At 39.5% G+C, this 12,766-nt stretch carries 9 protein-coding genes; 5 read left to right on the plus strand and 4 right to left on the minus strand.

The features are described from left to right. Positions 1–20: 20 nt before the first annotated feature. Both D1013_RS20385 and D1013_RS12245 read right to left on the minus strand, forming a co-directional pair. Positions 21–164: a hypothetical protein gene (locus D1013_RS20385; RefSeq protein WP_162987896.1), complete on the minus strand. Its 144-nt coding sequence runs from the start codon at positions 162–164 to the stop codon at positions 21–23. Positions 165–366: 202 nt separating this feature from the next. Further along, entirely contained in the window at positions 367–999 is a 633-nt protein-coding gene (locus tag D1013_RS12245) for a GntR family transcriptional regulator (RefSeq protein ID WP_121849101.1), read from the minus strand. A gap of 252 nt (positions 1,000–1,251) precedes the next feature. On the opposite strand from D1013_RS12245, the gene D1013_RS12250 reads away from it, so the two are divergent. Further along, positions 1,252–2,061 (plus strand): hypothetical protein, encoded by an 810-nt coding sequence (locus D1013_RS12250; RefSeq protein ID WP_121849102.1) that lies wholly within the window; start codon positions 1,252–1,254, stop codon positions 2,059–2,061. Positions 2,062–2,580: 519 nt separating this feature from the next. Here D1013_RS12250 and D1013_RS12255 read toward each other — a convergent pair. Continuing rightward, complete coding sequence (locus D1013_RS12255; RefSeq protein ID WP_121849103.1) at positions 2,581–4,041, minus strand: c-type cytochrome; 1,461 nt, start codon at positions 4,039–4,041, stop codon at positions 2,581–2,583. A gap of 278 nt (positions 4,042–4,319) precedes the next feature. Here D1013_RS12255 and D1013_RS12260 point away from each other — a divergent pair, with 278 nt between their 5' ends. The 4 genes from D1013_RS12260 (at position 4,320) to D1013_RS12275 (ending at position 11,970) form a co-directional block, all read left to right on the plus strand. Next, on the plus strand, positions 4,320–4,529 hold the full coding sequence (locus D1013_RS12260; protein ID WP_121849104.1) for a hypothetical protein: 210 nt from the start codon (positions 4,320–4,322) through the stop codon (positions 4,527–4,529). Between the two features lie 485 nt (positions 4,530–5,014). After that, positions 5,015–8,254 carry a SusC/RagA family TonB-linked outer membrane protein gene (locus D1013_RS12265; RefSeq protein WP_205601245.1) on the plus strand — a complete coding sequence of 1,080 codons (3,240 nt, stop codon included), beginning with the start codon at positions 5,015–5,017 and terminating at the stop codon, positions 8,252–8,254. An 18-nt stretch (positions 8,255–8,272) separates the two neighbouring features. Then, positions 8,273–10,048, plus strand: coding sequence for a RagB/SusD family nutrient uptake outer membrane protein (locus tag D1013_RS12270; RefSeq protein WP_121849105.1), 1,776 nt, complete (start codon positions 8,273–8,275; stop codon positions 10,046–10,048). Between the two features lie 35 nt (positions 10,049–10,083). After that, positions 10,084–11,970: a heparinase II/III domain-containing protein gene (locus tag D1013_RS12275; protein ID WP_121849106.1), complete on the plus strand. Its 1,887-nt coding sequence runs from the start codon at positions 10,084–10,086 to the stop codon at positions 11,968–11,970. On the opposite strand, the gene D1013_RS12280 is transcribed toward D1013_RS12275, so the two are convergent. Then, positions 11,967–12,704: a phytanoyl-CoA dioxygenase family protein gene (locus D1013_RS12280; RefSeq protein ID WP_121849107.1), complete on the minus strand. Its 738-nt coding sequence runs from the start codon at positions 12,702–12,704 to the stop codon at positions 11,967–11,969. The two genes, D1013_RS12275 and D1013_RS12280, sit on opposite strands and share 4 nt — an antisense overlap. Positions 12,705–12,766: the final 62 nt, after the last annotated feature.

Raw genomic sequence — 12,766 nt, forward strand, 5'->3', positions numbered from 1 at the left:
ACGTAATGAATCACTAAGTGTTAGCCTATTTTCTGACTAGGCTCAACTTCAGCATGGCCATAATCTTGAAAAATTCCGCAAGAGTATTCTTTTTTAATTAAAGAATTTGCTTCTTTTTTTTTCTTTTTGGCCAAAACTTCGATTTGTGGAGATAAGTAACCCATAACCATGTTTTTAAATGACATCTAACCTAACGAGCTGTACTCTACTTTGTTGTTCACTTTTCGATGTACCACTCAAATTCGAGGTAAAATTAGACTAGGTTTTCGATTAATTGTAACACTTTACGAAAAATTTGTGATTACTTAATCGAAAAGCCATGAGTTGTTATACCTGAAACTACATGGGCAGGGGGTTTGCCAACGTTTACAAAACCACTAATTGTTTGGCAATATAACTCTGAATCATCATCCAGTTCATTTTTAACACCAAAGCTGCCGAAGGTATATTGTCATCTTCGATAGCTGAAATGATGGCATCATGCTGATCGTTAGAGTTATAATGAAACGAATCGTTTGACATAAATGCCCTTTCATAAAAGAAAATACGTGTTTTTAAATCTTTAAGAATTTGTTGAAAAACTTCATTTTTATAGTTCTGTGTTAACAGTCGGTGAAACTCCATATAGGAGTGTACTCGATCGATAGCAGTCTCTGCATCGGCAATGATATTTCTTTGCTTCTTAAGCCTAAGAATATCCTTTTCGTTAAACTGCGATTCTTCAAGGGCCAATACCTCTAAGTGGGCTACTAGTTCATAAAGGTTTTTGGCTTCTTCAGTACTTACCTTCGCAATTACAAAACCTCTGTTTTTTATTGCTTTCACAATATGCGCCTGTTGTAGTTGGGTTAGGGCTTCTCGAATAGGTGTTACACTTATTCCCAAGACTCTTGCGACAGCGGCCAAATTTATATTCTGTCCTGGTTGCAAACGGCCCTTTTGCATTTCCTTCAGTAAATGCTCCCTTACCTTATCTCTATGATTAACAATATATGTCATAACTTCAATTAAACATCGTATACGATTTTAAATTAAAGAAAGAATTGTCATAGTTGCAAATCTATCTTCAACTGAATTATTAGATTATGATATTTAGCTTGCCTTGAATTGAGCTCGACTATAACTATAAGAAAAACCCTATAATTAAATGGCATAGACTGCATGAAAAGTGCATTTCGTCCAATATAGGCTCATAAAAACACTAAACCTCATATGCTTCCGTTCATAGAGCATAAACCTAAATTTTTGAATATGTGTTACTTAATTGCGAACACCAGAAGATTTCTGGGCCTTTCTGCCTTTGCTCTTATCCTTTTCAGCTGTAGCGATGACGGAAATAATGATTTAGAATACACCGAAGACGCTAAAGTGTCTCAAACAGAATTAAAGACAATAATCGAAACTGATAACGTTGCCAGTGTAGCCGACCAATTGGTTTCTGAGCTTTATGACAATGAACAATCGGGCACAACTGCAAAAACTGAAGAAACGTGCTATGTTGCTGAGTATTCCGAAACGGGCTTTACCTTAACCTTCGATAGCTGTAGTATTGAAGATGGCGGTGAAGTTCTAGATGGCGTTTTAAGTGTAGCATATGGTGGCGATAACGATTCATATGCTTTTGTAATAACTTATGACCAACTGATAGTAGGCAATACGTCTATTGATGGTACCAGAAGTTTTAAGGTCAACAGTTCTGAGGAAAGTCAATCAATCAGTTGGACCGTTGATAGCAAAATGGAAATTGTTCTAGCCGATGGTTCCGAAGTTTCAGAGGAAGGCGAAAAAACAATGGCCATCGTATTTGGTGAAGATTTTAGTGACGGTGCCGTTACCTTAGATGGGGAATGGATATTAAAATCTGATGGAAACACCTATATCGTTGACATCACCGATTTAATGGAAATTAAGTTCGGATGTGAGTATTTTGGTGAAGGAGTTATGGCCTTGAGCAAAAACGGGCTTGAGGTCTCAGTTGACTTTGGTGACAGTACTTGCGATGATATAGCAATGCTTACTTACCCTGATGGTACGGAAGAAGAAATCTCGTTAAAAGATTAATAAATACCAGATTTATAAATAAACGGGCCCTGCTAGATTTAGCAGGGCCTGTTTGTTTTAATAGGTTATTTTTCTATCGGTTATAGTTACGATACTCTGCCCATTGAACTCTTTTACTATTTCTTAAACTGGAGAAATAATTAAATGTTTTTGATTCTGTAACAGTTTTTCTTGATGATGCTTTCATGATGATTCGTTTTAAATGATGATTGTGATTGATGATTTTTTTTTTGATGACCTGATTAGTCCTTTTTTATTGGTTTCGTTGTCTTCTTATCATACCAATAATCGGTATTCCAACCGAAACCAATTGTGTAATAAACCCGAGGCCTTTTTAAATGAGGATGTAAACTTTTCATGACTATAATATTTTTTGATTGACTTATACAAAAGAGACGACCAAAGCCATAGCTTGTTACACACAATTGCTACCTAACCTTTTATTTATAAAATTTTTAACTTTCTGGATGTTAAGTACAAAGACTGTTTAAAGCTCGCTTGATCAAAGCGATTTTTTTGTCATAAGGTTTTCAAATACTCGAGCAAGGCCTCTCGTTCAGAATCGGTAAGAATATCTCCAAAAGTATGGCCTTCATTGCCATAACCTTTAAGCGTTGTGTCATAAGTGTATTTGTCCGTATTCCCACTCTCTTCGGAGTAGTTCCATCCAAGGTTATCCGAATCGTAATCAGTCGATTCAAAACTACGCTTCCAATATTTTGGCCTTTCGGTACTATTTAGAACATCTGCAATAGTGGGTACCGAACCATTATGAAAATAAGGAGCCGTAGCCCAAACACCATCCAGCGGAGGCGCAATGTAACCGCCTTCTGCCATAAGCATCAAGGCATTATCGCCACTGCCGAACCAACCGGTGTTGAACCAGTCGAAAAAATAATCGTTCAGTGCTGAATTTTCAGAATACCTATCTGAAAGGGCAGGGTCTGTACCGATAGTCGCCAAAGCTACCAGTAGATTTGGATACGATTCATCTTCGCCGTAACTACCATGGCATTTTACACAGTGTTCTTCGAAGACCAATTTGCCTTGCTGGGTCAAATTTGTATTTATAGAATAAGGATAAACAGGTGGTTCTAAACTCTCGATGTAAGCCAGAACATCTGGCATTTTTGAATCTACCTCTACAGCCTTATCCATTTCGGTCAACGTCAATAACGAAGAACCAATAAATGATTTGCAAAAATCTTTTCGGCCCAAGGCGTGGTAGAACATGGCGTTTTTTTTCCTTAAAAGCCACCAAGCTGGCACATCTGTGGGGATCACCTCATCATCTAAAGCTATCAACGGCTCATCAGACCACTCCAAAGTATTTTTATCCCTATGGGAAATCAAAACCTGAGTAATCCGGTCTGCGGGATTCACACCTACTACATCCGTCACCGTTGCCGGACCGATAGCCATAATTCCCTTTCTAAATTGGTCATAGGCATCCCATTCATCACTATTTTGACCATAAACAAATGAAATTCCGGTACTCACTAAAGCGATATCATCCGCTCTGTTCATCGTAAAATCAGCACTATGGTTGCCCAAACCTACAATCAGCTTATCGTCTAGAAAACCTGAGTGGCAAGACATACAATTGGGTGAAACGATACGAACCCCATTAGATGCTGTGGCAGCGGTGAAATCATGGGGTAGTTTGCTATTATCTCCAATTCTGTTTAGAAGATTTCTATTATCTTCTCCATATCCGTTGATATAAGCAGAATAGGGCACTCCGGAGCTCATATATTCTCCTGAAATCAAATACTGATAACCTATCTCTGGGTCCCCGGGGCGTTGTGTCGAAGGAGGAATTGCGTTTACCTCCAATAATGGGTTTTCTGGCTCCGGTTCCGGTGTTGGCGACTCAGGGTTTGGAGTTGGTTCTGGATCACTTGCATTATCACTGGAACATGCACATATTCCTAGTATTAAAGAACCGATAACAATCCATTTGAAACTCCTAAACTCCATCTTAACTTTTTTTGTTCAGTTGATAGCCAGAATACTACCAAATCTACGAATTATGTACATTCGATAAATTTTACTTCGGGGTTCTCACATTTTTTTCGACCAATCGTATAATCCCACCCTATCTCTTCATCGTTTTCAGGAACCTCAAATCAACAATTTTATAATCTTAATATTTAAACATTTGTTAAACCATTTATGCAGAAAAAACTCTATTTGTAACTTGCAAATCAGTTGCCAACAACACTTTTTTAAGGTGTTTTTTACTAAATTGATACAATATGGACTTGCTTAATAGAGCCGCAGATTTTGAAAACAGAAAATGGTCTGGCATGACCACTAGTGATAGAATTAACGCATCTCGTGAGGCCAAAGAACTAATTCTTTCCATCAACGAAATCTATAAAAAAACAAAAGACGAGGCCCTTATGGACCTTATGAAGCGATTAACCGTTATCAAGCGCAAGATTGAGAAACGCTTGAATAAATAGTTAATCGGCAAAATTTTAAATAACAATTAAAAAGAAAACGGCTGGGTATTCAGCCGTTTTCTTTTTATATAAATGTGTTGTACTTTAACCATGGTATAAGTCTGACTGACAGATTATGGAAACCATCATACCTTTTGGTATTTTTGAAAAAGAGATGATAATCAATAATAATATTACAAAACACTTCTTTCCCTGTTTACGTTTTTTTGGATGTCCTATCCCATATCAAGTAGGGTAAATTATTAGAGCAATTCCAGTTCTTTTAATTCTTTTTAAAAAAAGTATTTAAAAATTATCATAATTATAATTTCAAACGAAATTATTTATATATTCGAAACATCAGTTTGTGCGAAATCGTTTTCGCTATTGTAAACTGTAAGAACCCCCGATAGTAGTGTAATCGATTAAACATTTTGTCATCTCTCCTAAAAATGAGAGATGATTCGTACGCAGTTATACTCTTAATAATCACCAAAACCGAAAAAATGAAAAACCTTTTGCGAAGTAATACTTCGAGAATGTCATGGTTATTTGCATTACTTTTCCTGACAGTAATTTCAGAAGTAGGAGCGGTAGGTTCGACACCATACCGTGCTCTCTTAAAAGCGACTTATGCTTTTCAATCAGAAGTGACAGGTACTGTAACAGATTCTGATGGGATACCCTTGCCAGGGGCAACGATTGTAGTAAAAGGAACGAATACGGGTACAGTCTCCGACTTTGACGGAAACTATGTAATTCAAGCTTCCGCAAACGATATTTTGGTTTTCAGTTATATAGGGTATAAGACCACTGAACTTCCAGTAAGTGGAAATTCAACGGTGGATGCAAGCCTATCTATCGACGCCGGTCAATTGGAGGAGGTTGTGGTTGTGGGATACGGAACTCAAAAGAAGAAAAACTTAACGGGCTCTGTAGGTATAGCTGATGCCGAAAGACTAGAAAACAGACCTATTACCTCAGCAGGGCAAGGCTTACAGGGAGTTGTTCCTAACTTAAATGTTTCCATACGAAACGGTGATCCCACCCAAGGTGCCGATTTCAATATTAGAGGTTTCGAATCGATTAACGGAGGTAGCCCATTGGTATTGGTTGACGGGGTACCTATGGATTTGGAAAGAATCAATCCTAACGATATTAAGAGCGTTTCTGTACTTAAAGATGCTTCTGCTGCTGCCGTTTATGGAGCCAGAGGTGCCTTCGGGGTCATCTTGGTAGAAACAAAAAAGGGTCGCGTAGGCAAGACTAGCATCAACTTTAGCACACAACAATCGTATGCAAAACCCATTTTCAATATTGACCCGGTCACCGACCCATATGATTTGGTTACCTATTTAAACGAGGCTCAAATAAGAACCAGTGGTCAGCCAAGATATGATGAGGATTATGAAGCCGGCACTCTTAGGTATTCTCAAAATCCGATACCTGAAAATGAGTGGGGCGTAATTAACGGCAACCTTAGATACTATGGCTATAATGATTACAATAGTAAGGCCATCGCTGATTTCGCTCCTCAAAAGACGTATGATTTCAGTATAAGCGGTGCGACAGAGAAAGCTTCCTACTACGTTTCTTTTGGCTACCTAAGCAAAGACGGCTATATAAAAAATAGCGATAAGAACGAAAAATTCAAACGCTACAATGTTTTGATGAAAACAGAATACAATGTGAACGATTGGATGAGTTTAGATTCTAAAGTTGTTTTCAATGCACAAAATAGCGATAAACCACACTTCTATAATTGGGATGTTAACATCAATTCCGTGGCAAGGGTAAATGCGGTTACACCTGTACAATTTCCAGATTTGCCATATTATCAAACACCTGGTGATCGTGCAGATTACGAACAATACATCGGCAAATATTTCGGTGGAACTATATTTTTTCCATACTTAGAAGATGGTGGGAGAGACACATTTGTAACAGGCGATACGTGGTTGACCCAAGGTTTGACATTGACCCCTGCTACGGGCCTCAAAATCAGGGGTGATTTTTCATACAACACCTTCAATAGAAACGATAAGGAAGTTGCAAGCAAGATAGAGGTAGTAAGTACCGATTTGAATGCCGACCCTTTCATAACCAATGGCTTAAGTGGTAATGACTATATTCTCGAATCTAATAATCGCAACGAATATTATGTTCTCAATTCTTACGCAGAGTATGAATTTAATGCCGATCAAACTGAAAAAGATCATTTTTTAAAACTAATGGTCGGTTTTAATCAGGAATGGGGGCATCGAAGATTTTTCTCTTCAAGAGCTCAAACCCTAATTACACCTTTGATAACTAACATTAGTGCGACTACTGGCGCACAGACCACTAATGGCAATGAAAGTGATATTTCACTAAGAGGTGGATTTTATAGGGTCAACTATATTTTTAAGGATAGGTACCTCTTTGAGGCTAACGGACGATATGATGGAACCTCAAGATTTCCGAAAGAAGATAGATTCGGATTTTTCCCATCTTTTTCAGTTGGATGGAACATCTCGGAAGAACCGTTTATGCAAGGTGCTACGGGATGGCTCGACCAATTTAAAATCAGGGGGTCTTGGGGTGCATTGGGTAACCAATCAGTAGAAGATAGTAATGGAAACGACATTTTTTATCCATATATAACCAGTCTAAACTCAAATACCTCCCCTTATATTTTGAGCTCAGGAAGAACGCCTTATGTTAGTCCGGGTGGTCTTGTGAGCCCTAGTTTAACTTGGGAGACCGTGGTTAGTAAAAATATCGGTGTTGATTTGGCCCTCTTCAAAAATAAACTAGCCATCACGGCCGACTATTATATTCGTGATACAAAAGATATGTTGATGTCAGTCGACTACCCTGGTCTATTGGGCACATCTGCTCCTGCCACAAATGCGGCAGATTTAAGAAATGAAGGTTGGGAGCTATCTGTTACATGGAGAGATAGTTTTGGAGAAAATGGCAGATGGGGATTGAACTTGGCGTTGGCCGATAGTCAATCTGAAATCACGAAATACGAAAACCCTTCCGGGGCGCTTTCAGAATATTATGTCGGTCAGAAGATAGGAGAGATATGGGGGTATGAGACTGTAGGAGTTTTTCAAGACCAAGCCTCTCTTGACGCTGCACCCGATCAGGCATTCATTGATCCCAATTTTATGGTAGGTGATATGCAGTATGCCGATCTGAACGGTGACGGTAAGATTGATAGCGGTAGTAATACCTTGAGCGACCCAGGAGATAGAAGGGTAATTGGTAACACGACAGCTCGGTACTCTTTTGGTATCAACCCCGATGTTAAATTTAAAAACTGGTCATTAGACCTATTTTTTCAAGGGTTATTTAGAGATTATCTTCCTGGTAATGGTAACTGGAACGCTTTTTACCCCAACAACTCAGGAGTAACCGAAAAGTACTATCTGACCGAATCGTGGAGCCCTGATAACCGTGATGCTTATTTTGCCGCGCCATTGGTCGGTACATCGAACAAGAGAAATATTGTACCTCAGTCAAGGTATGTTCAAAATGCGGCCTATATACGGCTTAAGAACATCACATTGAGTTATGACCTTCCTTCCACCGTTCTCGACAATTTAGGCATGAGCAAATTTCAACTATTTTTGGCCGGCCAGAATGTGTGGGAATATACCAAAATGCACAAGCCTCTCGACCCCGAATCCGTTTTTACGGTTACGCAAGAATACTATCTACAGAGAATATTCACATTTGGCATCAATGCATCCTTCTAATATCAGTAAAACCTCATTATGAAAAATATCAATAAAATAAACGTACTGTGGTTAGCTACCATTATCATTTTTGTTGGCTGCAACGACGATTTCCTTGAGCGTGTTCCTCTTGACAATGTCAGTGACGCTACCTTTTGGAACACAGAGAGCGACTTACAGGTATATAACAACAATTTTTACGACTTGGCTAGAAATGATGATAATGTACCTATTATGATGGCCCATGACGATGGTTTTGATAGCAACAACATAAGTATATGGTACTTAGATGAAGCATCTGACAATATAGTGGCCCAGCATAATAGACATGACCGCTACAGAACTTTACGGGCAGGAATACACACCGTACCTGATAATGCGCAATTGTACGGATACAAGGGCTGGAACTTTATTCGCTCCTTAAACATAGGTTTGCAGAATTATGATTTGGCCAACGTTTCGGAAGAAATTAAAGATATATATAGAGGTGAGGCCCGCCTTTTTAGAGCATGGTTCTATGCGGATAAGGTTTCCAAATTCGGAGATATCACATGGATCGATACGGAATTGAGTACTGCATCTGAAGAGCTATTCAGCGCCAGAACCCCACGAAATGAGGTCATGGCAAACGTACTTGAAGATTTAAATTTTGCCACTCAAAACTTACCCGAATCATGGGGCGATGGCGGTAATCATGGTAGACTTAATCGCTGGGCCGCTTTATTACTGAAGTCGCGTATATGCCTCTACGAAGGTACTTGGCAAAAATATCATGGTGGAAGCAATGTTGAAATGTGGTTGACCGAAGCGTCTGAAGCTGCCAAAGAACTTATTGATAATGGTCCGTATTCTTTATATACTACCGGTGACACAGAGCATGATTACAATGCGTTTCACAGGCAACTGGACCTTGACGGAAACCCAGAGGTAATCTTATGGAGAAAATATGATCCAGGTCAATTTACCAATCATGTAATGTCTTATTGGCGCGGCTACAATGGGGGAGCGACCAAAAGTATGGTCGAAGATTATCTTTGTACTGACGGTCTACCCATATCACTTTCCGGATTGTATGCGGGTGACGAAAGTATAGAAACCGTATTTGAAAACCGTGATCCAAGATTAAGACAAACTATTTTACACCCTGACGATAGGGAATATTACAACTTTGGCAATAGTGCCGATTTCGAATATCCTCGGTTAACGGGTATGGTGGGCGGAGAAAAAAGTTCAACAGGTTATCATATCATCAAAGTGTATGAAGTAGAAGCTGCCTATCGTTCGTACAATACCTCTTGGACCCCGGCCATCACCCTTCGTTTAGCCGAAGCACTGTTAAACTATGCAGAGGCAGTAGCTGAACTGGGAACAATTAGTCAATCAGATCTCGATATAACGATTAATGCCTTACGTGATAGGGTTGGCATGCCGCATCTGGAACTTACCAATATACCTGATGACCCACGATATGCTGGTAGTGGTGTTTCTCCACTTATCAATGAAATTAGAAGAGAAAGAAGAGTTGAATTATTTATGGAAGGATTTAGGTATAACGACCTGATAAGATGGAAGCGGGGAGACCTTTTTCGACAGAAAGATTTAGGAATATTATGGGATGCTGCCGCTGAAGCGAGGTATGAAGGTGCTACCGTTAAAACCGCAGTAGACCCGGATTCTGGAAAAACTTACATCGACCCTTATGGTGATTCAGCTTGGGAAACCCCGCAATTTGATGAGAACAAGCACTATTTGTGGCCCATACCTTTATCCGAAATTTCTCAAAACCCCAATTTAGGGCAAAATCCGGGTTGGTAGCCTGTCTAATTTTTAAGCAATCTTAAAACAATTGAATGTTTGATAAAATCATAGGATCTAGAAAATGGGTGAGCTTGCTAGTACTAGTTTCAATAGGTTACTATGGGTGGGCCCAAAATGAACCTGCCAAAGAAGATTTTAGTCTTGAAAATCCGATATCGGTCAGGTATCTAAGTAAAAAGCTCCCAAAACAAGGCCCAAAATTGGTCTTAAATAGTAAAATAGAGAAACGTCTTAGAAAGCAAATAGCTACAAATGATGTTGTGCGAAACCTCTATGAGGCCATCAAGCTAAATGCCAATTCGATTTATGATGAACCTTTGCTCATCAGAGAGATGGAAGGAAGAAGGTTATTGCACATCTCAAGAGAGATGCTCTATCGAATGAATATGCTAAGTATGGTTTATAGAATTGATAAAGACGACAAGGCCTTGCAAAGAATTAATGATGAGCTTTTGGCAGTTTGTAGTTTTTCCGATTGGAACCCTTCACACTTTCTTGATGTTGCAGAAATGTCATTGGCTGTTGCTCTAGCGGTTGATTGGGCCGGAGAAGGTCTTCCGGAATCTACTGTAGCAATTGCAAAAAAGGCACTCATCGAAATGGGGCTGGAACCTAGTTTTAAAAGCAAACACTGGTGGATAGGAGGAGGCAACAATTGGAACCAAGTCTGCCATGGGGGCATGGTGGCAGCAGCTATCACAACAGCAGACGTAAACCCGCAACTCGCATCGAATACTATTAGTCGAGCACTCGACAGCATACCAAATGCATTGTATGCGTATGGCCCTGATGGGGTTTATCCTGAAGGCTCTACCTACTGGTCTTACGGAACCTCATTTACCGTTACGACAGCCGCTATGTTTGAAAGTGCTTTTCAAACAGATTTTGGCCTTTCCAACTATAAACCCTTAATGCAAAGTGCCATTTATAGAACCATGTGCAATGCACCTTCCAATATGTATTACAATTTTGCCGATTGTGGCGATAGTAGAAGTGATAAAGGAGATTTCACATTGGCTTGGTTTGCGAATAAAACAAATAATGGTGCATTCTTCGAAAAAGAAAGGTTTCTAATGCCAGCGGATAAGATGGGAAAATTAAGCAGGTTAGCTGCCGTCTCTTTGGTTTGGATCTCACAATTTAGCGAAGGTGATCTATTAGAGCCCCCTCTTGTTTATAAAGGTGATGGTGAAAATCCGATTTTTATTGCAAGGAATAAACCCGATCAACCATCTCAATTTTATCTAGGGGCTAAAGGCGGAAATGGAAGTACTAATCATGGTAACATGGATGGAGGCTCGTTTGTTTTTGAACTTGACGGGGTAAGATGGTCGGTTGATCCAGGTAATCAAAATTATCATAACCTAGAAAAGATAGGTTTCAAACTTTGGGATAGCTGTCAGGAGTGCCAGCGATGGACGTTGCTCACGAAAAACAACTTTGGCCACAGCACCTTGACCATTAATAATGAACTACATCAAGTAGATGGAAAAGCTTATTTTCTAAGTTACAACGATGGTAACAAGCCTGAGGCAACAATTGATTTAGGCCCCGCCTTCGGTAAATTAGTTGATTCGGCACAAAGAAAGTTCACCAAAGAGAACGAAACATCACTTCTTGTTGAAGATATACTGGTCATCAATGATTCTACCCAATCAATAACTTGGCAAATGATGACGACCGCCAAAATAAAAAAGTTAGACTCAGGTGTTATGCTCGAACAGGAAGGAAAGCGATTATTTGTGAACAACCTCAGTCATCCTGATATTTCATTTTCAGTCGTATCTCTTGACCCTCCGCCTCTACAAGTAGATCGAACGATTGAAGGGCTAAAAAGGCTTGAATTGCGTATTCCTGCATATACAGTGCAAAACAATCAAACGGAAATTAGAGTGAGGTTGACGAATGAGTCAAACTAAACATCCAAAACTTTTAAAGCTTTAGTACTAAGCCGATTTCTGGTTTCTTCGGTAATATACTTCTTCTGGTCAATTTGCTGTGGTTGGTCTATTGTGCAGAAATAACTATGGATGCTTCTTCTTGTTTTAGAGGTGTTATTAGTGGTGCCACCGTGCCAGACGTGTGAGTTGAATATAACTACAGAACCGGCCGGTGCATTGATGAGAATTTGTTTCTCATGTGGTAATAGCGGGTCGCTCAAAACCTCATCCGGTAACCGACTTGATTTATGTGTACCTGGCACGATTCGCGTAGCACCGTTATCGTTGGTAAAATCATCTAGCAACCAGATTGAATTGCAAACCTTATAACCTTGTTCCGCCACTGCATTTTTATAATCTACATGTAACTTTTGTAGTCCTTTCCCAGGTTTGGCTGCTCTGTAATTCAATGAAGACAATTTAAAATCATTGCCGAGTACCACCGAGATGGCTGCTAGAACTTTTTCATGGCTGTAAAAAATATCGAAAAGTGCTCCTTTATTCACTAAATCTGCCAAGCGATCAGCTCCTTCTTCCTTCGGGTGCCGAATATACTTTGATTCGGCAAGCTCACTTCCGGCATTTTCGCCTTCCGCATCCATTAATTCTTTAATTCTAGAATTTAAAGCAGCAACCTCGTCTGTTGTCAGCAGTTGACCTAAATTAAGGTATCCGTTCTCCTCAAGAAATACCTTTTCTTTATCTGTAATCATACTATAAAGTTAGTTTTCCTAAGTTAATCACTTCCAACGAAAAAGCATACCCTTTATCTACA

It is taken from the genome of Euzebyella marina (assembly GCF_003687485.1).
Classification (GTDB): domain Bacteria; phylum Bacteroidota; class Bacteroidia; order Flavobacteriales; family Flavobacteriaceae; genus Euzebyella; species Euzebyella marina.

What these genes read in the sequence shown, in the direction of transcription:
- D1013_RS20385 (WP_162987896.1), bottom strand. Translation starts at nt 164, where the DNA reads ATGGGTTACTTATCTCCACAAATCGAAGTTTTGGCCAAAAAGAAAAAA.
- D1013_RS12245 (WP_121849101.1), bottom strand. Translation starts at nt 999, where the DNA reads ATGACATATATTGTTAATCATAGAGATAAGGTAAGGGAGCATTTACTG.
- D1013_RS12250 (WP_121849102.1), top strand. Translation starts at nt 1,252, where the DNA reads ATGTGTTACTTAATTGCGAACACCAGAAGATTTCTGGGCCTTTCTGCC.
- D1013_RS12255 (WP_121849103.1), bottom strand. Translation starts at nt 4,041, where the DNA reads ATGGAGTTTAGGAGTTTCAAATGGATTGTTATCGGTTCTTTAATACTA.
- D1013_RS12260 (WP_121849104.1), top strand. Translation starts at nt 4,320, where the DNA reads ATGGACTTGCTTAATAGAGCCGCAGATTTTGAAAACAGAAAATGGTCT.
- D1013_RS12265 (WP_205601245.1), top strand. Translation starts at nt 5,015, where the DNA reads ATGAAAAACCTTTTGCGAAGTAATACTTCGAGAATGTCATGGTTATTT.
- D1013_RS12270 (WP_121849105.1), top strand. Translation starts at nt 8,273, where the DNA reads ATGAAAAATATCAATAAAATAAACGTACTGTGGTTAGCTACCATTATC.
- D1013_RS12275 (WP_121849106.1), top strand. Translation starts at nt 10,084, where the DNA reads ATGTTTGATAAAATCATAGGATCTAGAAAATGGGTGAGCTTGCTAGTA.
- D1013_RS12280 (WP_121849107.1), bottom strand. Translation starts at nt 12,704, where the DNA reads ATGATTACAGATAAAGAAAAGGTATTTCTTGAGGAGAACGGATACCTT.